Origin of the sequence: Pseudomonas sp. NFACC39-1 (assembly GCF_900110355.1) — a bacterium.
In the GTDB taxonomy this organism is placed as follows: Bacteria; Pseudomonadota; Gammaproteobacteria; order Pseudomonadales; family Pseudomonadaceae; genus Aquipseudomonas; species Aquipseudomonas tehranensis.
The window spans coordinates 118933-143957 of record NZ_FODL01000012.1; the positions used below are offsets into that span (position 1 = coordinate 118933).

The window sequence follows — 25025 nt, forward strand, 5'->3', positions numbered from 1 at the left end:
AGGAACACGGATGAAAGGCTTTATCGCCGTTGTGGCGCTGGCAATGCTGGCCGGTTGTGCACAGCTGGATCGGTTTCGTTCGTCCGAGCCTGTAGTAGAGGGCTGGACAACCTGGACCTGTGACAGCCAGGCCAAGGTATTGTGGCGCTATACCGATGACACCCGCAAGGAAGTCGACGTTCGCCTCGGCGGTGCCGAGCAGGTCTATCACCTGAAGGAAGAGCCGGGCGCATCGGGTACGCTGTACAGCGACGACATGCTGGCGTTTCACGTCAAAGGTGAGGAAGGCCTGGTGTACTGGGTCGCCACCAATGACTTGATTGGCCGGGGTTGTAAGGCCGAGTAACAGATACACCACAGATTTAATGTGGAAACAGATCAAATGTGGGAGCGGGCTTGCTCGCGAATGCAGTGGCTCAGCTTGCATCCCTGTTGAGTGTTAAACCGCATTCGCGAGCAAGCCCGCTCCCACAGGGATCTGTGCAAGACATGAGATTTTTGCAACACCGAACACACAGGCCGGACCCACCCCCGACCTGCAATGACTTGAATAGCCGCCGCCGCTCCGGCAGGCTGGCACGATTAACGACCCTCGACCGGGAGAGACACACTAATGGCACTTATCAGCATGCGTCAGATGCTGGACCACGCAGCCGAGTTCGGCTACGGCGTTCCAGCCTTTAACGTCAACAACCTTGAGCAGATGCGCGCCATCATGGAAGCCGCTGACAAGACTGACTCCCCGGTGATCGTCCAGGCCTCGGCCGGCGCCCGCAAATACGCCGGCGCGCCGTTCCTGCGTCACCTGATCCTGGCTGCCATCGAAGAATTCCCGCACATCCCGGTGTGCATGCACCAGGACCACGGCACCAGCCCTGACGTCTGCCAGCGCTCCATCCAGCTGGGCTTCAGCTCGGTCATGATGGACGGCTCCCTGGGCGAAGACGGCAAGACTCCGACTGACTACGAGTACAACGTGCGCGTCACTCAGCAGACCGTCGCCATGGCCCATGCCTGCGGCGTCTCGGTGGAAGGCGAGCTCGGTTGCCTGGGCTCGCTGGAAACCGGCATGGCCGGCGAAGAAGACGGCATCGGCGCCGAGGGCGTGCTGGATCACAGTCAGATGCTGACCGACCCGGAAGAAGCCGCGGACTTCGTCAAGAAGACCCAGGTCGACGCCCTGGCCATCGCCATCGGCACCAGCCACGGCGCCTACAAGTTCACCAAGCCGCCTACCGGCGACGTGCTGGCCATTGACCGCATCAAGGAAATCCACAAGCGCATTCCCAACACTCACCTGGTGATGCACGGTTCTTCCTCGGTTCCGCAAGAGTGGCTGGCGATCATCAACCAGTACGGCGGCGACATCAAAGAAACCTACGGCGTGCCGGTTGAAGAAATCGTTGAAGGCATCAAGTACGGCGTGCGCAAGGTCAACATCGACACCGACCTGCGCCTGGCCTCTACCGGTGCTATGCGTCGTTTGATGGCGACTAATCCGAGTGAGTTTGATCCGCGTAAGTTCTTTGGTGCCACTGTGACTGCGATGCGTGATGTGTGTATTGCTCGTTACGAAGCTTTTGGTACTGCGGGTAATGCTTCCAAGATCAAGCCAATCTCTCTGGAGGCTATGTATCAGCGGTATTTGAAGGGTGAATTGAACGCCAAGGTGAACTAAGGCTCAAGCGTCAAAAAGAACCCGCAGCGATGCGGGTTTTTTTGTGCGTGGAATTGACCTTGGAGATTGGCAGGCACAACGCGCTTGAAATGTCCGCTATAAAGGACATAATTAGATTTTAAAACTAAAAAGTCCGCTATAGGTGACATTGTGCTGATTCTAAACCCTTCAGTTCTTGGCGATAGGATGCGTGCACTACGCCGTGCGAAGGGTTATACCCAACGGCAGCTCGCTGAGAAAGCCAACTGCGGCCGCAAAACGATCATCGATCTAGAGGCCGGTGAAAACGTGGCCGTGTACACCCTGTTCCGAGTCGTATCGGCGTTGGGGATGGCGCTGGAAATCGTCGACAAGCGGATTGACCTCAAATCCCTCGCTGATCTGGTAGAGCATGATGAGTAAGGTCAAGCTGCTCAATGTCATGACACCGCAAGGTTATAGCGGCGACTTGTCCAAAGGTTCGCAGTTTTCGTTCGCCTATGCGAGCGCCGAGGCGCCTCGGGAGGTTTCGTTGGTCATGCCCTATGACCCTACGCCTTCAGTCAGCAACGTCCTTCACCCCATCTTTGATATGAACGTGCCCGAGGGGTTTCTGGCCGACCAGATCAAGCGTCGTATGGCCAGACACATGCAGGTCGACGACATGCGGCTGCTATCGGTGATAGGGGGTAATCAGATCGGTCGACTCAGTTACGTCAACCCTGACGAGGCCTTGACGACTGTGCGGGCTCAGGTCGGGTTGCAGGACATTCTGTCGGCGGATACTTCTCAAAGTGTTTTTGACTTCCTTGTTGATACTTATTTTGAGTCTGGTATTTCGGGCGTCCAACCCAAGGTACTGGTGCCTGACTTGGATAAGCTGACGGGCGATCGAAAAACCATGCTCAGCTCCGATCTGATCGTGAAGTCTGGCGCCGAGGAGTATGCCCACCTGGCGCAGAATGAATTCCTGTGTCTGGAAGCAGCTCGTTTGGCCGGGTTGGAAACTCCACCATTCTGGTTGTCGGAAAACGGTGAGTTGTTTGTAATGGAGCGGTTCGACCTGACCCCCTCCGGGCGCCTGGGATTTGAAGACATGGCAGTGCTCCTTGGCTTGTACAAAGACCCCCATGACAACTACAAATATTCCCAAAGTTACGAGACCCTTGCGGCAGTAGTGAATCAGGTATGCCGGCATGCTGAGCCGGTTCGCGAACTGGAGCGCTTTTTTTCTTCGGTGTGCCTCTCGGTCATGGTGCGTAATGGGGATGCCCACCTGAAAAACTTCGGGGTTATTTATACACATCCCGACGCACTGGAAACCGTGCGGTTGGCACCGGTTTTTGATGTCACCACTACAACGGTGTATGAACACTACAACCCCAAGTCTGGCCGCTCGTTGGTGGATCGGACCTTGGCGATCAAGATGAACAAGGTGAAGACTTATCCTGATCGGCAGCAACTGATCGAGTTCGGTCGCAAGCATTGTGGGGTAGATAAGCCATTGTTGATTATTGAGCGAATCGCCGATGCTATGGACCAGGCACTGGCGATCAATGAGCATCGTATCGATGGGGCGCTGCTAAAGGGCATGCGGGCGGAGTGGGATGGCGGAAGGCTTGCCGCTCTTTATGACTCGGTTGCACCTCGATTCAGGCGCAAGCCATTGGCGTGAAGCGAGTATTGTTCGTTATGAAGTGTTCGGGACACTGCGCGGCTATCCCGGCATCCATGCCGGGATGCCCACTCCACAATGCCTGTGTTCGGCCAGCGTGGTTGACGGGGTCCAGGATGTCACCGATGTGTTCGGTGTCATTGACTGTTTTGTCAGTGGGCTGCGAAACCCGGGCCCGCTGACCAAAGCCAGCAGACGAACCCGAACTATAGAGGAGATTTTCGAGGCCAAAATCCACCTGTAGGACGCACCGGCCCCCTGTGGCGAGGGAGCTTGCTCCCGCTCGGGGGCGCGGCCGCTGCAAAACTGGCGCGTGCGGTAGGTCTGACGAAAGACGGGGGCTGCTGCGCAGCCCAGCGGGGATAAATCCCCTCGCCACAAAGGGTGAATTCCTACGAGATTTTCAGAGCTGAAAGTTCAGGTGTTGTGATCGATATCCAGCTTGCTGAACGTCACTTTCCCACCTTCGCTGGTGTAGCCCGTATTGTCCTGCACATACACGCCAGCCTTGAAATACAGCGGCTTGACCTTCCATCTGGCGCTCATGGTGGTGTACCAGCTACGACCCGCCGCGGTGATGCCCAGGTCGCCGGTACGGTCCAGGTGGAGCCGGTAACTGAAGGACTGAGCAAGTTTCACCCCCGTGGCCACGGTGATGACTCGACCCTCGTCGTCATCGGGGCGCATGCGGACCTTGGCGACGATGTTGCCGGTCTTGCTGTCGTCCTTGTACTGGTATTCCAGCTTCACCATGGGTTTGCTGCTGTCCTTGGCATGAATCTGACCTATCACGATCTTGCCGGTGCTGGGTACCTGGTTGACGACCAGGGTCGCGCTCAATTTATTGTCGGCATCGGGATACAGCCAGTTGCGCAAGGTGCCGTCTTTGTAGGTCTCTCGCAATTCGCTGCGTGGGTAGACCGCGTTTTCAGTCTTGGTGCCGGTCACCGGTGACCAGAAATACACTGTGCTGCCTTCGGAATTGAAGTACTTATTTTGGAAGCCATCCAACAGCCGAGGCGTTTCAATGGTTTTCGGCGGGCTTCCCTCGGGGATGCTCAAGTTCCAGGTTGCAAGATCGACCATGTGCGGGCCCTTTCTACGGAATGAATATGTTGCAAGATCCAGCCGGAGGCTCTAGCCAGCGCTTTTATGACGTGCCCCGAGAAGCGCGCGGAACGGATTTTTTATGTCCGTCCGGCGGAGGGTTGGCGTCAACTGTCCGTCAGAGTGGTGTTTGCCGCTTTGGTGCCCGAGGACGACGACCGTTAGTCGGGCAATTCGAATTTTTTTTGAACGATGGCGCTATGGCATCGGGGTCATGCGGGTCACGTTCGAAGTGAGCAGCGTCCATGCTGCGGTACGCGAGGGGAAACGCTTATAGAGCGGTGTGATGGATTTCCAGCATGCTGAACGTCACTTTTCCACCTTCGGTGGTGTAGCCGGTGTTGTCCTGCACGTAGACGCCGGCTTTGAAATACAACGGTTTGTCCTTCCAGTCCGGGCTTACCGTGGTTCTCCAGTTGTAACCCGCCGCGCTGATGCCCAGCGCGCCCTTGGGGCTGAGGTGAATCTGGTAGGAAAACCTGCGATCAAGCTTCACGCCCGTGGCGATGGTGATGACTTGGCCCGATTCGTCATCGGGGCGCAGGCGGACTTTGGCGACGATATTGCCGGTGGCGCTGTAGGCCTTGTATTGGTATTCCAGCTTCACCATAGGGCGTGTGCTGTCTTTGGCGTGAATCTGGCCGATCACGATCTTGCCCGTGCTAGGCACTTGGCTGACGACCAAGGTGGCGCGCAGTTTGTTGTCCGCCGCTGAGTAAAGCCAGTTGCGCAGGGTTCCGTCGCTGTAGGTTTCCCGCAATTCGCTTCTTGGATAAATGGCGTTGGCGGTCTTGGCGCCGGTCACCGGGGCCCAGAAGAACAACGTGCCAGTGTCGGAGTGGAAATATTGATCCTTGAATCCCTGTGCCAGCCGGGGTGTTTCGATGGTGATGGTGGGGCTGCCTTCAGGAATGCTCAGATTCCAGGTGGTGAGATCGATCATGGTCGGATCCTGCGTAACGAGAGTAAAAGTGCTGAACGCCATCACGCGAGGCTCTGCTCCGCGCGTTCTGGACGGGTTGTTCACGCAGGATGGATCTTTATGGATGACCGTCCGGCGGATGATTGACGTCAATTGTCCGTCGAAGGTGTCATTGCAGGTTTTGTGCCCGGGGAGGGTGACCGTTAGTCGGCTATTTTGGGCTTTGTCTGGATGATGGCGCGATGACACCTACTGCTTTTCAGAATCACGGTCTAGAGTGAGGACACAGTATTTGTCCGCCTTGCTACGTCAGGACGGACGTGACGCCCGATAAGAGAAGCAGCATGGAATGCGTGCAACCACCGCTTGGCGAAGACAGTTCCGTCCTTTTGATAGTTGATGATTACCCTGAAAACCTGCTCAGCATGCGAGCGTTGTTGCAGCGTCAGGATTGGAAGGTGATGACCGCATCCTCCGGTGTCGAGGCCCTTAACCTTCTACTCGAACATGACATCGACCTCGTCCTGCTGGATGTGCAGATGCCCGACATGGACGGTTTTGAGGTGGCGCGTCTGATGCGCGGCAGCCAGCGCACACGGCTGACCCCGATCATTTTCCTGACCGCCAACGAGCAATCCCAGGATGCGGTGATCAAGGGCTATGCCAGCGGTGCCGTGGATTACCTGTTCAAACCCTTCGATCCGCAGATTCTCAAACCCAAGGTTCATGCCCTGCTTGAACACCAGCGCAATCGCCGGGCCTTGCAGCGCCTGAGCCAGGATCTGGAAGCGGCCAGGGCTTTCAACGCCTCGGTGCTGGATAACGCCGCCGAAGGCATCCTCGTGGTGGATGAAAGCGGGTGTATTCGCTTCGCCAATCCGTCTACCTGCCGGCTGCTTAATGCCACCGCCGAGCAGTTGCAGGGAATGCCGCTCCTGGATTTCCTGCAAAAACCCCATATTCCCGAGTGGAGCGGCTCCGATATCCATGTCGCCTACTGCCGGGGGCAGACCTGGCGCCTGCACGATGCGGTCCTGCGCACCGCGCCTGGTCAGCAGGTGTCGGTGGCCTTGTCTTGTGCGCCCCTGCCTGCGGAGCAGAAGGCAATGGTGGTAACGCTTCAGGACATGTCGGTGGTGCGTCACTTGCACCAGCAACTCGAATACCAGGCCGTCACTGACCCGCTGACCGGTCTGCTCAACCGCAGGGGGTTTTATCAGACAGCCGAAAACCTGCTGATGCGCAGCGAGCGACTGGAAAGCAACTGGGTGCTGTTGTACCTGGACCTGGATGGCTTCAAACGGGTCAATGATTCGTTGGGCCATGATGCCGGTGACCGCGTGTTGCGCTGGGTGTCGGAACAACTGAAGGCGTGCCTGCGCCCGTTCGACATTCTGGCCCGTCTTGGCGGCGATGAGTTCACGGCCCTGCTGGATCTGGAAGTACCCGAGCAAGCGGCCAAGATTGCCGAGAAACTTATCGAACGGGTGTCTATCTGCCAACAGATCGAGGGCATGGACGTAACGCTGGGGGCCAGCATCGGCATCGCGACGTACCCCGACTGCGGCGCCAATCTCGACGGTCTGCTGCGCGCGTCCGACATCGCCATGTACGAGGCCAAGCGCGCTGGCCGTCAGCAATACCGTTTTTACGATCACGAAATGAACGGTCGAGCCCGTTCGCGGCTGATGCTTGAGGAAAGTGTGCGCTCGGCCATCGAAAACCGCGATTTCAATATGGTCTACCAGCCTCAGGTAGCTGTCGCCGACGGACGGATTCGCGGGTTCGAGGCGCTGTTGCGCTGGCAGCACCCCAGCGTGGGCGATGTACCGCCGGGCTTGTTCTTGCCATTGTTGGAAGAGGCCCGATTGATCAGTCGGCTGGGGAGCTGGATTTATCATCGCAGCGCGGCCCAGCGTAAAGTCTGGGAGCGCTTGTTCGCTGATGATCTGGTACTGGGGGTGAGCCTGAGCAGCACCCAGTTCGGTTTGCCTAACCTGGTGACCGAACTGCGCCAGGTCCTGGAGCGACATGCCCTCAAACCCCGGCAACTTGAGGTCGAGGTGACTGAAGATGCACTGATGCGCAACCCCGACGAAACCCATAAACAACTGCGGCTGCTGCATAACCTGGGGGTGCGGGTGGCGTTGGATGATTTCGGTTCCGGCCCCTGCTCGCTGGCGCATCTGCGGGATCTGGAACTCGACACCCTCAAGCTTGATCGACACCTGATCGCCCGTTTGCCAGGCTCACCCCGGGATGCGGCACTGGCGGCGTCGGTCATCGATTTGTGCAAGCAATTGGGTTTGCGGGTGATCGCCGAGGGCGTAGAGACGCCTGAGCAATATCACTGGCTCAAGGCCCACGGCTGCGAGTATGTGCAGGGGTTCCTGGTAGCGCGGCCCTTGATGGCCGAAGACACCGATGCCTTTGCCCGGCCATTTGACTGGAGCGCGATACAGGTCTGAATTCGCTACACTGGGGCCTTTTGTGACTGTGTTGCCGCCGATGATCGCGCTCAAATACCTCCAGGCTTACCCCGCCGCCCTGCAAGCCCAAGTGCAGCAACTGATTGCCCAGGATCGGCTGGGCGACTACTTGCAGCAGCGCTATCCCGACCGGCACTCGGTCCAGAGCGACAAGGCCTTGTACGGTTATGCGCTGGACCTCAAACAACAATACCTGCGTAACGCGCCCGCTATCGACAAGGTGCTGTTCGACAATCGCTTGGACCTGACCCACCGTGCACTTGGCCTGCACACTGCGATTTCACGGGTGCAGGGCGGTAAGCTCAAGGCCAAGAAAGAAATTCGTATCGCTTCGCTGTTCAAGGACGCGGCACCTGAGTTTTTGAAAATGATCGTGGTGCACGAACTGGCCCACTTCAAGGAGTCGGACCACAACAAAGCGTTCTACCAACTCTGCGAGCACATGCTGCCGGGGTATCACCAGTTGGAATTCGACTTGCGGGTGTACCTGACCTGGCGCGATCTGCAACCCTCCAAGGAATGACCGAATGGACGTCAGCAAGACCAAAAGCAGTTTCTATCGTCGTTTGTATGTGGCCTACCTGATTGATAGCGGCGTGGCCAGCAACATTCCCGCGCTCACCGAGGTCACCGGCATGCCGCGACGCACCGCCCAGGACACCGTGGCAGCGCTGGCGGACCTGGATATCGTGTGTGAATTCGAGCAGCTAGAGGGCGCCCGTAACCATGCCGGGCATTATCGGATCCGTGATTGGGGGGCGATTGATCGGCGGTGGATCGAGGGGAATTTGCAGCGGATTAAAGCGGTGTTGGAGTATCCCTGACATCGGCGGTGTCTGGGTTGGCGCTATCGCGAGCAGGCTCGCTCCCACAGTGGACCCCAGTCGTGCATAAAATCAAATGTCCACTGCAGATCAATGTGGGAGCGAGCCTGCTCGCGATGCGTTTTCAGGGTCGATGCATACCAATGTGTGGAATGCCGTCTTCCATATACTCGATACCCACCACGCCAAACCCATACCGCGCGTAATACCCCTGCAGATGTGCCTGTGCCGACAGTGAGATCGATGTACCGGGCCAGTGCCGCTCGGCCTGCTTGAGGCCCTGTTCCATCAGCTTATGACCCATCCCCTGTCCCCGTGCCTGGGGGGCGATGACCACGCGCCCGATGACCACGTCACTGTTTTGCGAATGCGGATCGAGCAAGCGAAGGTAAGCCACCAGATGATTGTCCTGCCAGGCCATCAGGTGGCAGGTATCGCCCTCCAGGTCCAGGCCGTCGACGTCCAGGTAGGGGCAGTTCTGCTCGACGACGAAGACTTCGGCGCGCAATTTGAGGATGGCGTACAGCTGTTCCTTGCTCAGGTCACTGTGATGTTTGCAGACCCAGTCGATATCCATTTTTTGAATTTCCTGAAGAACCTGATGCCGATATTAAGCGGGCTGGTTGCGGAAGTCTCTTTCTTGCACAACTGTAAAAATCTGTGACAAAGGCCAAAATGCCATCATCGAATTGTCGCGGTGTGGCCTTCTTTGTGTAATCTTCAATCCAGCGCTGCGCAGCGGTTCCACTGAGCTAATGTTAGGACCGGATGTCTGACGACATCTCTTGAGATTCGGCTAAAAACAAACCGGGCTTTGAACCCGTCAAGGATGTTTGGCATGCCGCGATTGCATCGAGCTCTTGCTTTGGTCGGGTTGCTGTTGCTGAGCCACAACGCCTGCGCGCAAAAGTTGCGTCTGGTGGCAGATGGCTGGCCACCCTTTACCGACACCACGCTGGTCAATGGGGGCCTGGCGACCGATATCGTCAGTACCGCCCTGGCGCGGGCCGGTTATGCCAGTGACTTTGAGCAGGTGCCTTGGGCCCGGGCGATGCTGGGCATCGGCGAGGGGCGCTATGACGTGCTGATCAACGCCTGGTACAGCGAAGAACGTACCCATGTGGGCCGTTTCTCGGCTGAGTACCTGCTCAACCGCGTGCGCTTCATCAAGCGCAAGGACGCACCCATCCAGTACGAGAACCTGCAGCAGCTGTATGCCTATCCCATCGCCGTGGTCCGCGGATACGCCTACGCCAAGGCGTTCGATGAGGATCGGCAATTGCAGAAAGTCCCTGTGCATAACTTTGCAATGGCCGTGCGCATGCTCGCTGCCGGTCGGGTGAAGCTGACCCTGGAAGATGAGTTCGTCGCCCGTTATTACCTGGCTCGTGAATCGGCCAAGGTGCGCAACGCCGTGGAGTTCATGCCCAAGCCACTGAGTGAAAACAGCCTGCACATCCTGGTCAGCCTGAAGAACCCCCAGCACGAGCAGATTGTCGCGGGATTCGATCGGGAGATTGCGGCGATGAAGGCCGATGGTAGTTATGCGCGGTTATTGAAGGCGCACGGGATGTGATCTTGGGATTGCGGTGGCAGTACTGGCCCCTTCGCGAGCAAGCCCGCTCCCACACTTGGAACCTGTACCCTTTGGGAGCGGGCTTGCTCGCGAAGAGCCGGTCCATTCACCACATTGCTCAAGCCTGGCTAGTATCTTTGACCAGATGCGCGGCCAATGTGCGCAGCGGCCCCAACTGACGGCAGATCAACCCCAGTTGCGTCTGCACCAGCCGCTGGCCCTCGTCGATTTCATCGGGCATCTGCTCAAGCTCATTGGCCAAGGCTTCTTCCTCGTCGCTTTGGACCGCTATCGGTTGTTTGCTCGCAAGGCCCTGGGCGATTTCGTCGATGCTCGCGGCCAGTTTCACCCCCGCGCCGTCTATCAGGTGTTCGCGCACGTCTGCAGGCAACTGGGTGTCCCGATGGGCGCCCAGGCCTGACAAGTAGCTGAGCAGGGTGTGGGACAGCACTAGAAAGCGGAACCCGACATCGGCTTCCTTACGGAAATGCCCCGGTTCCATCAGCATGTTTGCCAGGGTGGTGGACAATGCGGCGTCGGCGTTGTGGGCGTTGCGTCGGGCCAGGCGATAGGCCAGGTCATCGCTTTTGCCGGCAGCGTACTGCTGCATGATCTGGCGCAGGTAAATGCTGTTGCAGGTCAGCGTGTTGGCCAGCACTTTGTTCAACCGGCGGCCTTGCCAGTCCGGCAGGAACAGGAATACCGCAAGGCCGGCGATCAGGCTGCCGAGCAGCGTATCGAACAGTCGGGGCAACAGCAGTCCATAGCCGTCGCCCACCTGGTTGAAACAGAACAGCACCATGATCGTGATCGCGGCGGTCGCCAGGGTGTAGCGGGTCGTGCGATTGGTAAAGAACACCACCCCGGCGGCGATGGCGAAAGACGATTGCACCAGGGGGTTGGGAAACAGATCGAACAGCGCCCAGGCCACCGTCAGGCCGATGGCGGTGCCGATGATCCGTTGGCCGAGCTTGCGCCGGGTGGCGCCGTAGTTGGGTTGGCACACGAACAGCGTGGTGAGAATGATCCAGTAGCCCTGGGACGGGTGGATCAGATGCACCATGGCATAACCCACACTCAGCGCCAGGGGCAGGCGCAGGGCATGCCGGAATAGCAGCGAAGTGGGCGTGAGCTGTGTACGCAAGCGGACCCAGACGTCCTTCAGGTTGCGCGGTGAGCGATCCAGCAGGCTGCTATCGGTGGCGTCGGCCAGGGCGTCGGGGTTGCTCGCGTCGCTGAGCAGGCGGTCCATGGTGCCAAGGTTCGCCGACAAGGCCCGCAGTGAACGCAGCAACCCGCGCCAGGCCGGGTTGCTTTGGATCCGCAGGTGTTCGAGGGAGGCGTGCAGGTCATTCAAGGCCTCGGCGAAGCTGGCGTCATAGACGAATGGCTGGCGCAGTTGGATCGACTCGGCCAACGCTTGGCAGGCTTTACCTTGCTGGCGCAGCAGGCGTTGGCAGCGGAACAGCACGTCGCTGTGAAAGAACGCCTCGGCCAGCGCGTTGTAGGGGTAGTGGGAAGAGCTGGCGCGCTCGTGGATATCCTGGGCGAGGAAGTACAGCTTCAGGTAACGGCTGACCTTCGAGCCTGGTCGCCCGTTGCCGACGCGGTGCAGGATGATTTCCTTCGCCGCGTTAAGCGCGGCGACCACTCGGCCGTTCTGCTGGGCCAGTTCCAGGCGTCGGGCTTCGACATCCAGTTGGCGGATTGGCTCGAAGAGCGATGATTTGAGCTTCAGGTAGCGTCCCAGCTCGCGGAACAGCCGCGCCAGGCTTTGCTGCACCGGCTGGTTGGAAAACAGCGCCTGCCACAGCACCGAGAGCAGGCCGTACCAAGCTGCACCGGCCACCAGCAGCAAAGGTTCGTGCCAGAAATCGGTGACCGCGCCACCGCGCTGGTCCACGCCGATCATGGTGTAGACCGAGAGAATCAATGTGCCGTAGGCAATGGCGCCATAGCGCTCGCCCAACGCACCGAGCATGGTCAGGGCGAAGCTCGCCAGCGCCAGGGCAACGATGAACAGAACCGGATAAGGGAACAGCAATTCCACCGACAGCGCCGCGATGGTGAAGCACACCAGGGTCACGGCCAGCGCGTTGAGGCGGCCCTGCCAGCTGTCATCGGTCTCGGCCAGGGCGCTGGCGATGATGCCCAGGAACAGCGGGATCAGCAGCGCCATCTTATCCAGATACCAACACAGCGCCATGCTGCCGGTCAGGGCGATGAACACCCGCACGCTATAACTGAATTTATCCAACGCCCAAAGGCGACGCAGAGACTGACTAAACGAGGTCGATGACATGAAGTGCACGGGCCTGACGGGCAATGACGCTAAATTGAGGCAGTAATGACGCCGACGCAATGGCGGCGATCACATCCGGCAGCAAAAAGTGTTCCGGGATGCACCGCCGACCTACTGTGGGAGCGGGCTTGCTCGCGAATACGGTGTGTCAGCCAGCATCGAATTGATTGACTCACCGCATTCGCGAGCAAGCCCGCTCCCACATTTGATGTGTGTTGTGTCAGACGTATTGCGCGGCGGCGTAACCTGAAGCCCAGGCCCATTGGAAGTTGAAGCCGCCCAGGTGTCCGGTGACGTCCAGCACTTCGCCAATGAAATACAGCCCGGGGCTTTTCAGAGATTCCATGGTCTTGGAGGACACTTCCCGGGTATCGACGCCGCCCAGGGTCACTTCGGCGGTGCGGTAGCCTTCGGTGCCGGCCGGGACGACATTCCAGCTCGCCAGTTTCTCGGCAATGTCTGCCAGTTCGGCGTGGGTGTATTGCTTCATGGGTTTGGAGACGAACCAGGTGTCGGCCAGCAGGGTGGCCATCTTCTTGGTGAACAATTCGCCCAGCAGGGTTTTCAGTTCGCTGTTGGGGCGTTCGGCCTGTTGCTGTTGCAGCCAGCTCGGCACGTCATGGTCGGGCAGCAGGTTGATCTGCACCGTGTCACCCGGTTCCCAGAACGAGGAAATCTGCAGGATCGCCGGGCCGCTGAGGCCGCGGTGGGTAAACAGGATGTTCTCGCGAAAACTCTGCTCGTTGCAGCTCACCAGGCAATCCACTGAAGTGCCCGAAAGTTCGGTGCACAACGCCTTGAGCTGGTCGGTGATGGTGAACGGCACCAGCCCGGCACGGGTTGGCAGCAGTTGGTGGCCGAACTGTTTGGCCACCTGATAACCGAAACCGGTCGCGCCCAACGTCGGGATCGACAGCCCGCCCGTTGCAATCACCAAGGATTGGCAGGTGATGGCCCCGAGGGTAGTTTGCAGCAGGTAGCCGCTTTCGGTTTTCTCGATGCGCTCGATCGAGGTGTCCAGGTGCAGCTTGACGCCGGCCTGGTCGCATTCGTCCAGCAGCAGGCCAAGGATGTCGCTGGACTTGTTATCACAGAACAACTGGCCGAGTTTTTTCTCGTGATACGGCACGCCGTGCTTGGCCACCAGGGCGATGAAATCCCACTGGGTGTAGCGGGCCAGGGCCGACTTGCAAAAATGCGGGTTCTGCGAGAGAAAATTGCTCGGTTCGGTGTACATGTTGGTGAAATTGCAGCGTCCACCGCCGGACATGAGGATTTTCTTGCCGGCCTTGTTGGCGTGGTCCAGCAACATTACCTGCCGTCCGCGCCCTGCGGCGGTCAGCGCGCACATCAACCCCGCGGCGCCAGCGCCAATGATCACGACTTCGGTAGAGCGCAAAACGGTGTCCCTCTAAATGTCACCACAAAACCCATTGTGGGAGCGAGCCTGCTCGCGATGAGGCCGGTACATTCAACATTGATGTTGTCTGACAGTCCGTCATCGCGAGCAGGCTCGCTCCCACAGTTTGATTTCTGTTGGAGTTACAGGATCCGCACCCGCAACGAGCGGCCCTTGATCTTGCCATCGTTCAGGCGTTGCAGGGCCTGTTTGGCGATTCCGCGCTCCACGGCAACATAGGCCTGGAAGTCGAAAATCGCGATCTTGCCGACCTGGGCGCCGGGGATGCCGGCGTCGCCGGTGAGGGCGCCGAGGATGTCGCCGGGGCGGACTTTGTCTTTGCGCCCGGCACCAATGCACAGGGTACTCATGGCCGGCAGCAGCGGGCCGCCGCCCTGGGGCTTGAGGTTGTCCAACTGGTCCCAGCTCAGTGGCGACTTCTGCAACTGCTCGATCGCTTGGGCGCGGTGGGCTTCGGACGGCGCCACCAGGCTGATGGCGATGCCTTTTTCACCCGCACGCCCGGTGCGGCCGACACGGTGAATGTGAATTTCCGAGTCACGGGCCAGTTCGACGTTGATCACCATGTCCAGTGCGTCGATGTCCAGGCCACGGGCCGCCACATCGGTGGCGACCAGCACCGAGGTGCTGCGGTTGGCGAACATCGCCAGCACCTGATCGCGGTCACGCTGTTCCAGATCGCCATGCAGGCCGACCGCCGAGATACCTTTGGATGTCAGATGGTCGACGGTTTCCTGGACTTGCTGTTTGGTGAAGCAGAACGCCACGCAGGAAGCCGGACGGAAATGCGCCAGCACCTTGACCACGGCGTCCATGCGCTCCTCGGGGGAGATTTCATAGAAACGCTGCTCGATCTGCGCGTCGGAGTGAAAGGCTTCGGCCTTGACCTGCTGCGGGTTGCGCATGAACTTGGACGACAGCTGCTTGATACCCACCGGGTAGGTGGCGGAGAACAGCAAGGTCTGACGGCGCTCCGGGGTCTGCTGGATGATGTCTTCGATGGCGTCGTAGAAGCCCATGTCGAGCATACGGTCGGCTTCATCGAGGATCAGCGTGTTGAGGCCGTCCAGCACCAGCGAGCCCTTGCGCAGGTGCTGCTGGATGCGCCCTGGCGTGCCGACGATGATGTGGGCGCCGTGCTCCAGGGAAGCGATCTGCGGGCCAAACGACACGCCGCCACACAGGGTCAGGACCTTGATGTTGTCTTCGGCGCGGGCCAGGCGCCGAATTTCCTTGGCGACCTGATCGGCCAGCTCGCGAGTCGGGCAGATCACCAGTGCCTGGCAGCCGAAGAAGCGCGGGTTGATCGGGTTCAGCAGGCCGATGCCGAAGGCCGCGGTCTTGCCGCTGCCGGTCTTGGCCTGGGCGATCAGATCCATGCCCTTGAGGATCACCGGCAAGCTCTGCGCCTGGATCGGCGTCATCTGGGCATAACCGAGGGATTCGAGGTTAGCCAGCATGGCGGCGGACAGCGGCAGAGTATTAAAAGCGGTGGCAATGGTGGTCACGGGACTGGCCTGCAAAACAAAATGTCGCGCAGTGTAGCAGCCTCGTGCCACTTTTCTCGAAAGTTCTGGACGAGCTGTGGCGCAGTTCTGAAGCGGACGAATTCCCTGTGGCGAGGGAGCTTGCTCCCGCTGGGGTGCGAAGCGCCCCCAAACCGGCCAACACGGAGTACCTGAAAGTTCGTGTCGCCTGGATTGCGACTGCTGCGCAGCCGAGCGGGAGCAAGCTCCCTCGCCACGAAAGCTCACCGAGTCTGGTCAGTGCTCGATATGCTCATCCGGCCGCTTGGTCCGCCGCCCATCCTCTTTCGACAGCTGCGAAAAAATCGTCGCCGCCAGCATCGCCATGATGCCCACCGTCAGGAACGTCAACTGGAACGCGCCGAGCACGGTGTCCACCCCGTCGTTGCCGACTTGGGCGGTAAAGCCGCCGAGCAGCGCGCCGGCGCAGGCCACGCCCAGGCTCAGGGACAGTTGCGCCACCACCGACAGCAGGCTGTTGCCGCTGCTGGCGCTGGCGTCGTCCAGGTCAATCAGGGTCACGGTGTTCATCGCGGTGAACTGCAACGAGTTGATCGCCCCCAGCACCGCCAGTTGCGCCAGCAGCAACCAGTACGGCGTCTGTTCGCTGACCAGGCCCATACTCGCCAGCATCAGCCCCAAGGCCAGGGTGTTGCCGGTCAACACGCTGCGGTAGCCGAAGCGCTCGATCAAAGGCCGGGCCACGGATTTGGCGACCATTGCGGCTGCCGCCAGGGGCAACATGCTCATCCCGGCCTGGGACGGTGAATAGCCCAGGGCCACTTGCAGCAGCAACGGCACCAGGAACGGCAGGGCGCCGCTGCCCAGGCGGGCGAACAGGTTGCCGAGAATCCCCACGGCGAACGTCCGGGTCTTGAACAGCGACGGTGCGAACAGCGGATTTTCGATGTGCCCGGCCCGTAGCCAATAAGCCGCCAGGCAGGCCATGCCGGCGAACAGCAGCAACATCACGCGCAAGTGCGGCAGGTGCAGTTCACCCAGGCCTTCCATGGCGATGGTGATCAGCACCATCGCCGCGCCAAACAGCAAAAAGCCCAGGCCATCGAACCGCGTACGCTCGCTGCCGCGCAGGTCCGGGATGAATTTCCACACCGCGTAGCAACCCAGCACGCCCACCGGCAGGTTGATGATGAAGATCCAGTGCCAGGTCAGGTACTCCACCATCCAGCCGCCCATGGTCGGGCCGATCAGCGGGCCGAGCAGGCCAGGAATGGTGATGAAACCCATGATCCGCACCAGTTCCGAGCGTGGGTAGGCCCGCAACACGACCAACCTGCCCACCGGCAGCATCAGCGCGCCGCCCAGGCCCTGGATCACCCGGGCACCGATCAGCATGGACAACGAATTGGACAAGGCGCAGAGCAACGAGCCGAAGCTGAACAACAGGATCGCGCCGAAGAAAATCTTCTTGGTACCGAAGCGGTCGGCGATCCAGCCCGAGGCCGGGATCAGCAGCGCCACGGTGAGCATGTAGGCAATGATCACGCCCTGCATGCGCAGCGGGTTCTCCGCCAGGTCGCTGGCCATGGCGGGCAGGGCGGTGTTGAGGATGGTCCCGTCCAGGGACTGCATGAAGAAGGCAATCGCCACGACCCAAGGAAGCCAGCGGGCGGTGACAGCGTCGAGCGGTGCGCGGTTGGGCATGGGGCCTCTTGTATGGCGTGTTGATCAGGAACGGGTGCCGCTGTTGTGGCGAGGGGATTTATCCCCGCTGGGGCGCGGAGCGCCCCCAAAGCAATTGAATGCAGTTAACCAGATACACCAGGTGATAGTTTTTAGGGCTGCTTCGCAACCCAGCGGGGATAAATCCCCTCGCCACAAGTAATCGCCTTCGCAGGTTTGCTTAGGGTTGGTACTACAACGTCAAGGTCAAGCGCTTGACCAGTGCTCCCGGCAACAGCATCGAAGCCGTGGCCCGCTGGCTGTAGGTGCTGGCCGAGAGCAGAAGTTCCCGCTCCCGGCTCAGGCCTTCGAGTTGTGAACCGAGCAGGCTGTAGACACTGTCGTCGAAACGCATGGTGCTGACTGGCGCGACGATCTGGCCGTTCTCGACCCAGAACGTGGCGAAGCGGGTCATGCCGGTCAGGCGCGCGGCCGGTTGGTCCGAGTAATTCAAATACCAGAGGTTGCTGATGTACAGCCCGGTGCCAAGGTGTTCGAGGATGTCTTGCTGCTCGAGCTGGCCTTGGTTCATCACCAGCGCCGTGGGGTATTCGTAGCTGCTGGCGCCGTTGGCGTTCAGGCCGTGCTCAGCGGCGCTGCGGGAGTTGATCAACTGTGCACCGGCCATGCCTTTGACGATCAGGCCCAAGTCATCGCGCGGATAACCTTCGTCGGAAAATGCCGGGCTCAAAGAACCGCTGACCTGCTCACTCAGCCACACATCGGGGCTCAAGCTGGCTTCGTTTGCGTAGAACTTCTGCAACGGACTTTGCTTGCTGGCAATGGCCCGGGCCGAAAACCCGCCCCAGCTGAGCATGCCCATGATTTCTTCCATCGCCGCTGGTGCCAGGTAGGCGCGGTATTCACCGGGCGGCAGTGTGCGCAAGGGGCGGCCCAAAAACGCCAACTGTTCGCGGGCCTGTTCAAAGCGCCTGGCAAAGCCTTCGCTGCTCCATTCGTGGCCGGCGTAGCTGGCTTTTACCGCCTGGCCGTTTTCATGGAACAGGCTGAAATCGAAGTTGAAGCTATTGGCCTGATGCCAGCCGAACGCCCCCGAAGAACTGGCGAAGCCCCGGCTGATGGGGCCGGCGGCATAGAAGCCGACCAAGTCCAGGCCGTCGGCGGCGCGAGTGATTTCGGCCACCGCCTGGTCAGTGTCCGGCAACGGATGGTCCTGCAAGTTGTGGCTCTGCCAGTGGTTGTGGTTGAGCAGCAGGTACGGATCGGGTGGCAGCAGTGGCAGGGTTTCGCGCAACTGTTGCAGACCTTCGGCCAGGCGATGCTGGTCGGTTTCGGGCTCGCCGGACAAGGTGATCTGCAGATCCGCATGGCGGCCGTTGTCGATCAGTTTGAAACTGACATTGGCCTGTTGCACCTGCCCGGCCTGGCGGACCTTGCCATGGTTGAAGCGCACGAAGGCCGAGGATTCGGCGGCGTAGCCGAGGGTGAATTGTTCCGGCTCATGCAGGGCTTCACGCAGCCAGTCGACCAACGCCTTGAAGGCCACGGCCTGATTATTGACGGTGCTCATCAGGCATCTCCCCCAAACACTGCCACATTGCTGAACACGCACGCCGGCGAGGCATGGCCGACGCGGATGACCTGGTTCGGTTCGCCCTTGCCACAATTTGGCGTGCCCAGGACCTGAGCGGTACTGGCGTCGCCCACCGCCCGCAGGCTTTTCCAGAATTGCGCGGAAATGCCCCGGTAGTTGGGGTTTTTCACCACGCCCTTGAGCTCGCCGTTTTCGATCAATTGGCCCCACTCGCAACCGAACTGGAATTTGTTGCGGGCATCGTCGATGGACCAGGAGCGGTTGGTGCGCATCAGCACGCCGTGTTCGATGCCCTGGATCAGTTGCTCCAACGACTGGTCGCTGGGCTCGATGTTCAGGTTCGCCATGCGGTCGATGGGCGGGCGATTCCAGCCACAGGCGCGGCTGTTGGCGACCCCGCTCAGGCCTGCGCGAAATTGCGACAGCGCACCACCCAGCGGGCGCAGCAACAGCCCTTCACGAATCAGAAATTCTTTGCTGGCGGCGGTGCCATCGTCGTCATGGCTGTAGCTGGCCAGTTCTTCGGGAACGTTCGGGTCGAAGGTCACGTTCAATAGCTGGGAGCCGTATTGCAGATGCCCGAAGTCGTCGGTCGTGACGAAACTGGTGCCGGCGTAATTACGCTCGTCTCCCAGGATGCGGTCCAGTTCCAGCGGGTGACCGATGGACTCGTGGATCTGCAGCATCATCTGGTCGGGCATCAACAGCAGGTCACGCGGGCCTTGCGGGGTGTTCGGCGCCAGGAGCAATTGCAGGGCCTGGTCAGCGATTTTTGGTGCGGCACCGATCAGGCCGCAGCGGTGGATGACATCGAAGCCGCCTTGCTGGCCGAAGTTCTCACGGCCCAGGGTGCGGGTCTGGCTGTCGTTGCCGTCGAAGGCGGTGACGTCCAGGGCTGGATAAACAAAGCGTTGGGCTTGGCGCAGTTCGGCGCCGGCGCTGTTGAGGTAGATCTGCTCGACCTGGGTCAGGCCGATGCTGACCTGCCAGTTCACCAGGCGCTCATCCTTGGGCACCGCGGCGGATTCGTCGCCCAGTAACTGATAGCAATCGTTGAGGGACGGGAACGCCTGGTCGAAGTGAGGCGAGAAGTAGTCGGCGCGGTCGCTGGAGACCGCCTGCTTGCGCAAGTCGAGCAGGGCGTGTGGCTTGAGCCGGCGGGCTTGTTGTTCGGCTCGCTCCAGCGCCGCTTGCAGGCCGGCCTGGGACAGGTCGTTGGTGGCCGCATAGGCCTCGACACCGTCGACCCGCACGGTCAGCATCGCCCCTTCATCACGGCCCAGGCTGGGCGGTTCGGCGATGTTCTTGCGCACCGACAGATGCTGGCCGGACTCGCGCACGTAGCGCAGGGAAAAGAACTCAGCGCCCGTGCGCAAGGCAGCAAACCGCTGCTTGAGCTGGGGGTGGACATCGAACATGGAACCTCCTTGTCTGGAGTGGCGGTGCAGCGAGGTGCGGCGCATTGACGCGACGGCTCTAGATTAGGCCTGGGTGGGGGAGGGATCAAGGTAGATGGGGATTTGGAATGTCAGGTCGGACGCCATCGCGAGCAGGCTCGCTCCCACATTGGATCTTTGGTAAGCACGGAATCCGTGCCGGCCGCCGTACCCATTGTGGGAGCGGGCTTGCTCGCGAATACGGCGGTACATCCAACATTGTTGCAAGCTGACCCACCGCTTTCGCGAGCAAGCCCGCTCCCACAGTTGACGGATGTCGGACACAAAATCCGTGTCCGCCAAGGCCTCTATGTGGGAGCGAGCCTGCTCGCGATAGCGGTGTGATGCCTTATTGCGCCAGAGGCCCCACTTCCCGCATCGGCTTACCCCGCACCGGCGCGTCGCCGGCCACGTAGTACGGCGCGGTGCTGCGTGGCAATGGCTGGCGGCCACGGATCTTGTCGGCGATTTTCTCGGCGATCATGATCGTTGGCGCATTCAGGTTGCCGGTGGTGATGATCGGCATGATCGAGGCATCGACCACGCGCAGCCCTTGCATGCCATGCACGCGGCCTTCGCCGTCCACCACCGCCATGTCGTCGGTGCCCATCTTGCACGAGCAGGACGGATGGAAAGCGGTTTCGGCGTGTTCGCGGATGAACTGGTCCAATTGCTCGTCAGTCTGCACCTCGATGCCCGGACTGATTTCACGCCCCCGGAACGGGTCGAGCGCCGGCTGTTGCATGATCTCGCGGGTCAGGCGGATGCCGTCGCGAAATTCCTGCCAGTCCTGCTCGGTGGCCATGTAGTTGAACAGGATGCTCGGGTGCTGGCGCGGGTCCTTGGACTTGGCCTGGATCCGGCCACGGCTGGGCGAGCGCATGGAGCCCATGTGTGCCTGGAAACCGTGTTCCTTCACGCCGTTGCTGCCGTTGTAGTTAATCGCCACCGGCAGGAAGTGGTACTGGATGTTCGGCCAATCGAAGTCCGGGCGGGTGCGGATGAAACCGCCGGCTTCGAACTGGTTACTGGCGCCGATGCCGGTGCCGTTGAACAGCCATTCGGCACCGATGGCCGGCTGGTTGTACCAGAGCAGCGACGGGTACAGCGAGACCGGCTGGGTGCACGCGTATTGCAGGTACAGCTCCAGATGGTCCTGGAGGTTTTCACCGACGCCCGGCAAATCATGGACCACCGGGATGTCGAGGCTTTCCAGCAGTTTGGCCGGGCCGACGCCGGAGCGTTGCAGGATCTGCGGCGAGGCGATGGCGCCGGAACACAGCAGCACTTCCTTGCGCGCTCGGGCCTCGACGCGCTCTTCAGCCGCGCCCACCAGATAACGCACGCCGACCGCGCGTTTGCCTTCGAACACGATCTTGTCGGTCAGGGCATGGGTGACGATGGTCAGTGTCGAGCGCTTCTTGGCCACGTCCAGGTAACCGCGCGCGGTGCTGGCGCGACGACCGTTGGGCGTGACGGTGCGGTCCATCGGGCCGAAACCTTCCTGCTGGTAGCCGTTGAGGTCGTCGGTACGCGGGTAACCGGCCTGCACGCCGGCTTCGACCATGGCGTGGAACAGCGGGTTGTTACCGGCCTTGGGCGTGGTCACGCTGACCGGGCCGTCGCCGCCATGGTAATCATTCGGGCCAATGTCGCGGGTTTCGGCTTTGCGAAAATACGGCAGGCAATCCAGATAGGTCCAGTCTTCCAGGCCTGGCAGCTTGGCCCAGTTGTCGTAGTCCAGGGCGTTGCCGCGGATGTAACACATCCCGTTGATCAGCGAAGAACCGCCCAGGCCCTTGCCGCGACCGCATTCCATGCGACGGCCGTTCATGTGCGGCTCCGGGTCGGTCTCGTAGGCCCAGTTGTAGCGGCGACCCTGCAGCGGGAACGCCAGGGCGGCGGGCATTTGCGTGCGGAAATCCAGGCGATAGTCCGGCCCACCGGCTTCGAGCAGCAGGACGGTGACGCCTTCGTCTTCGGTCAGGCGGGTGGCCAGGGTGTTACCGGCCGAACCGGCACCGATGATGATGTAATCGAATACGTGGGACATGAAATGCACCCTCTTTTGAATTGGGTTCAGGTCGCGGTTTGCCTTGACGCCGAGCAACCTGTGGCGAGGGGATTTATCCTCGTTCGGCTGCGCGTAGGAGCTGCCGAAGGCTGCGATCTTTTGATCTTTCGCTCAGGACTCAATTGTCTGGGAAAAAATCGCAGCCTCGTTGCACTCGACAGCTCCTACACCGCAGCCCAGCGGGAGCAAGCTCCCTCGCCACAAAGGCCCCAGTCTCAAGTTCGGCGTCAGATCAGAACACTGAGGCGTATTCGCCCAGTTCGACCTGTACCGATTTGATGCGCGTGAAGTTGTTCAGCGAACTGATGCCGTTCTCCCGGCCCACGCCCGATTGCTTGTAGCCACCGACTGGCATCTCTGCCGCCGATTCGCCCCAGGCGTTGATCCAGCAGATGCCGGCTTCGAGCTGATGAATCACGCGGTGAGCGCGGTTCAAGTCGCGGGTCACGACGCCCGCGGCGAGGCCGAAGTCGGTGTCGTTGGCGCGGCGGATCACTTCTTCTTCGGTTTCGTAGGTGAGGATGCTCATCACCGGACCAAAGATTTCTTCGCGCACGATGGTCATCTCGTCGGTGCAATCGGTGAATACGGTCGGTGCAACAAACGCACCCTTGGCCAATTCGCCGTCGGTCAAACGAGCGCCGCCGCACAGCAGGCGCGCGCCTTCGGCTTTGCCTTTCTCGATGTAGCCCAACACGCTTTCCATGTGGGCGAAGCTCACCAGCGGCCCGAAGTTGGTGTTTTCATCTTCTGGATTGCCGATGCGAATACGCGCCACGCGCTCGGCGATCTTGGCTTCGAAAGCCGCCTTGAGATGGCTCGGCACGAACACGCGGGTGCCGTTGGTGCAGACCTGGCCGGAGCTGTAGAAGTTGGCCATCATCGCGGTGTCGGCGGCGCGATCCAGGTCGGCGTCGTCGAAGATGATCAGCGGTGACTTGCCGCCCAGTTCCATGGTCACGTCCTTGAGCGACGAGCTCGAGGCGCTGGCCATGACTTTCTTGCCGGTGTCGGTGCCACCGGTGAACGAGATTTTCTCGATGCGCGGGTGCTCGGTCAGCCAGGTGCCGACTTCACGGCCGCTGCCAGTCAGCACGTTGAACACACCCGCTGGAACGCCGGCTTCGGTGTAGATCTCGGCCAGTTTCAGGGTGGTCAGCGAGGTGACTTCGCTCGGCTTGAAGATCATCGCGTTGCCAGCTGCCAGGGCCGGTGCCGATTTCCACAACGCGATCTGGATCGGGTAGTTCCACGCGCCGATGCCGGCCACCACGCCCAGGGGTTCGCGGCGGGTGTAGACAAACGAAGTGGTGCGCAGCGGCACCTGTTCACCTTCGATGGCCGGCACCAGGCCTGCGTAGTATTCCAGCACGTCGGCGCCGGTGACGATGTCGACGTAGCGGGTTTCGGAGTAGGCCTTGCCGGTGTCGAGGGTTTCCAGAGCGGCCAGTTCATCGTTGCGCTCGCGCAGGATGTCCACGGCGCGGCGCAGGATGCGCGAGCGCTGCATGGCGGTCATTGCGGCCCAGACCTTCTGGCCTTTTTCGGCGCTGACCACGGCGCGCTCGACGTCTTCTTTCGTGGCCCGCTGCACCTGGGCGAGTACTTCACCGTTGGCAGGGTTGATGGCTTCGAAAGTGGCGTCGCCGCTGGCATCGCTGTACGCGCCATCGATGTAGAGTTTTTGCAGTTCGAAACGGGCCATAAAGTCCTCGCAAGTGCATGAGTGGTTGGCTGACCACCGGAGCGTGTCGTCTACAGCTGACTACGCGGTTCGGTGGCGGTTCAGGAGCCGAGCGGTTCTGTGTGCTCTGTTACCCCTGCCTTGGCCAGTTGGAAATCCATGTATTCGTAAGCGATCCGGTGCGCCTGGGCGGTATCGAACGCGTCTCCCGACAGCGCCCCGCGCAGCCACAAACCGTCAATCAACGCGGCCAGGCCCCGTGCCGCGCTGCGTGCCTCATCGAGGGGCAACACGCGGCGGAACTGGCAACACAGGTTGGAATACAGACGGTGATCGTTGATCCGCTGCAACCTGTGCAAAGACGGGTGATGCATGCTGGTGGCCCAGAAGGCCAACCAGGTTTTCATTGCCGGGCCATTGACCTGGCTGGCGTCGAAGTTGCCTTCGATGATCACCTGCAGGTGAGCCCGTGGGCTTGGGTCCTCCAACGCCTGACGGCGTGCGGTGACGTTATCGCTCAGGACAGTCATCAGGTACTGGGCCGTGGCCGCGATCAGGCCATTCTTGTCCTTGAAGTAGTGGCTGATGATGCCGTTGGAGACACCGGCCAAGCGGGCGATCAGCGCAATGCTGGCGTCCCCCATTCCGACCTGATCGACCGCTTGCATAGTGGCTTCGATCAATTGCTGGCGGCGGATGGGTTGCATACCGACCTTGGGCATCTGGTACATCTCCTTAGGCCATCCGATGGACGAGTGAGGTCTATCGGAATGAAGGCCAGTCTATTTTGTTTTAATTGAACGTTCAATCAACAAAAACAAAGTTCTATGACAAGTCGTCGCTGTTTGTCGGGATTCATGTGTGAAAACCCGCAGAACAGGGGGCGAGGACTTTTTCGGGATGTCTTTATAACACTCGTTGGTTGGTTGCCGAGCAAACGGCGGTCACGCCTGCCCCTCGTGGCGTGGGAGTTTGCTCCCGCTGGGTTGCGGTGTAGGAGCTGTCGAGTGCAACGAGGCTGCGATCTTTTCCCAGACAATTGAGTCCTGAGCGAAAGATCAAAAGATCGCAGCCTTCGGCAGCTCCTACGCGCAG

General features: G+C 60.4%; 20 protein-coding genes. 8 read left to right on the top strand and 12 right to left on the bottom strand.

The features are described 5' to 3' along the window. The first annotated feature begins 10 nt into the window (after nt 1–10). The 4 genes from BMY45_RS22320 (at nt 11) to BMY45_RS22335 (ending at nt 3332) form a co-directional block, all read left to right on the top strand. Nucleotides 11–346 carry an MliC family protein gene (locus tag BMY45_RS22320; RefSeq protein ID WP_092401608.1) on the top strand — a complete coding sequence of 112 codons (336 nt, stop codon included), beginning with the start codon at nt 11–13 and terminating at the stop codon, nt 344–346. Nucleotides 347–613: 267 nt separating this feature from the next. Next, nucleotides 614–1678: a class II fructose-bisphosphate aldolase gene (gene fba / locus BMY45_RS22325; RefSeq protein WP_003177554.1), complete on the top strand. Its 1065-nt coding sequence runs from the start codon at nt 614–616 to the stop codon at nt 1676–1678. A 186-nt stretch (nt 1679–1864) separates the two neighbouring features. After that, nucleotides 1865–2080: a helix-turn-helix transcriptional regulator gene (locus BMY45_RS22330; RefSeq protein WP_256573676.1), complete on the top strand. Its 216-nt coding sequence runs from the start codon at nt 1865–1867 to the stop codon at nt 2078–2080. Next, entirely contained in the window at nt 2073–3332 is a 1260-nt protein-coding gene (locus tag BMY45_RS22335) for a type II toxin-antitoxin system HipA family toxin (protein WP_092401614.1), read from the top strand. Before BMY45_RS22330 ends, BMY45_RS22335 begins: the two co-directional genes overlap by 8 nt. Nucleotides 3333–3749: 417 nt before the next feature. Here BMY45_RS22335 and BMY45_RS22345 read toward each other — a convergent pair whose 3' ends face one another. Both BMY45_RS22345 and BMY45_RS22350 read right to left on the bottom strand, forming a co-directional pair. After that, nucleotides 3750–4418 (bottom strand): polysaccharide lyase family 7 protein, encoded by a 669-nt coding sequence (locus BMY45_RS22345; RefSeq protein ID WP_092401621.1) that lies wholly within the window; start codon nt 4416–4418, stop codon nt 3750–3752. Nucleotides 4419–4710: 292 nt separating this feature from the next. Next, nucleotides 4711–5382, bottom strand: a complete 672-nt coding sequence (locus tag BMY45_RS22350) for a polysaccharide lyase family 7 protein (protein ID WP_092401624.1) — start codon at nt 5380–5382, stop codon at nt 4711–4713. A gap of 323 nt (nt 5383–5705) precedes the next feature. On the opposite strand from BMY45_RS22350, the gene BMY45_RS22355 reads away from it, so the two are divergent. The 3 genes from BMY45_RS22355 to BMY45_RS22365 are packed head-to-tail and all read left to right on the top strand — an operon-like array spanning nt 5706 to nt 8674. Continuing rightward, nucleotides 5706–7829, top strand: a complete 2124-nt coding sequence (locus tag BMY45_RS22355; protein WP_092401627.1) for a putative bifunctional diguanylate cyclase/phosphodiesterase — start codon at nt 5706–5708, stop codon at nt 7827–7829. Between the two features lie 40 nt (nt 7830–7869). Beyond that, nucleotides 7870–8373, top strand: coding sequence for a M48 metallopeptidase family protein (locus BMY45_RS22360; RefSeq protein WP_092401630.1), 504 nt, complete (start codon nt 7870–7872; stop codon nt 8371–8373). A gap of 4 nt (nt 8374–8377) precedes the next feature. Then, a complete protein-coding gene (locus tag BMY45_RS22365; RefSeq protein WP_092401633.1) occupies nt 8378–8674 on the top strand; it encodes a winged helix-turn-helix domain-containing protein in 297 nt (98 codons plus the stop codon). Nucleotides 8675–8798: 124 nt separating this feature from the next. Here BMY45_RS22365 and BMY45_RS22370 read toward each other — a convergent pair whose 3' ends face one another. Continuing rightward, on the bottom strand, nt 8799–9251 hold the full coding sequence (locus BMY45_RS22370; protein WP_092401636.1) for a GNAT family N-acetyltransferase: 453 nt from the start codon (nt 9249–9251) through the stop codon (nt 8799–8801). A gap of 261 nt (nt 9252–9512) precedes the next feature. Here BMY45_RS22370 and BMY45_RS22375 point away from each other — a divergent pair, with 261 nt between their 5' ends. Continuing rightward, nucleotides 9513–10250, top strand: coding sequence for a substrate-binding periplasmic protein (locus BMY45_RS22375; RefSeq protein ID WP_092401639.1), 738 nt, complete (start codon nt 9513–9515; stop codon nt 10248–10250). A 118-nt stretch (nt 10251–10368) separates the two neighbouring features. Here the strand turns inward: BMY45_RS22375 and yccS are convergent, their stop codons facing one another. The 9 genes from yccS to betI form a co-directional block, all read right to left on the bottom strand. After that, the gene (gene yccS / locus BMY45_RS22380) at nt 10369–12552 is read right to left on the bottom strand and encodes a YccS family putative transporter (protein WP_092401642.1); all 2184 of its coding nucleotides are present in this window, start codon (nt 12550–12552) and stop codon (nt 10369–10371) included. Between the two features lie 220 nt (nt 12553–12772). Next, nucleotides 12773–13951 (bottom strand): BaiN/RdsA family NAD(P)/FAD-dependent oxidoreductase, encoded by a 1179-nt coding sequence (locus tag BMY45_RS22385; RefSeq protein ID WP_092401645.1) that lies wholly within the window; start codon nt 13949–13951, stop codon nt 12773–12775. Nucleotides 13952–14094: 143 nt separating this feature from the next. Then, nucleotides 14095–15432 carry an ATP-dependent RNA helicase DbpA gene (dbpA, locus tag BMY45_RS22390; RefSeq protein ID WP_256244261.1) on the bottom strand — a complete coding sequence of 446 codons (1338 nt, stop codon included), beginning with the start codon at nt 15430–15432 and terminating at the stop codon, nt 14095–14097. A gap of 303 nt (nt 15433–15735) precedes the next feature. After that, on the bottom strand, nt 15736–17163 hold the full coding sequence (gene mdtD, locus BMY45_RS22395; protein WP_092401648.1) for a multidrug transporter subunit MdtD: 1428 nt from the start codon (nt 17161–17163) through the stop codon (nt 15736–15738). A 211-nt stretch (nt 17164–17374) separates the two neighbouring features. Beyond that, complete coding sequence (locus BMY45_RS22400) at nt 17375–18712, bottom strand: metallopeptidase TldD-related protein (RefSeq protein ID WP_092401651.1); 1338 nt, start codon at nt 18710–18712, stop codon at nt 17375–17377. Beyond that, nucleotides 18712–20154: a TldD/PmbA family protein gene (locus tag BMY45_RS22405; protein WP_092401654.1), complete on the bottom strand. Its 1443-nt coding sequence runs from the start codon at nt 20152–20154 to the stop codon at nt 18712–18714. The genes BMY45_RS22400 and BMY45_RS22405 overlap by 1 nt, the downstream gene beginning before the upstream one ends. A gap of 367 nt (nt 20155–20521) precedes the next feature. After that, on the bottom strand, nt 20522–22225 hold the full coding sequence (gene betA, locus BMY45_RS22410; RefSeq protein WP_092401657.1) for a choline dehydrogenase: 1704 nt from the start codon (nt 22223–22225) through the stop codon (nt 20522–20524). A 253-nt stretch (nt 22226–22478) separates the two neighbouring features. Beyond that, a complete protein-coding gene (gene betB / locus BMY45_RS22415) occupies nt 22479–23951 on the bottom strand; it encodes a betaine-aldehyde dehydrogenase (protein ID WP_092401660.1) in 1473 nt (490 codons plus the stop codon). An 80-nt stretch (nt 23952–24031) separates the two neighbouring features. Beyond that, the gene (gene betI, locus BMY45_RS22420; RefSeq protein WP_092401663.1) at nt 24032–24652 is read right to left on the bottom strand and encodes a transcriptional regulator BetI; all 621 of its coding nucleotides are present in this window, start codon (nt 24650–24652) and stop codon (nt 24032–24034) included. Nucleotides 24653–25025: the final 373 nt, after the last annotated feature.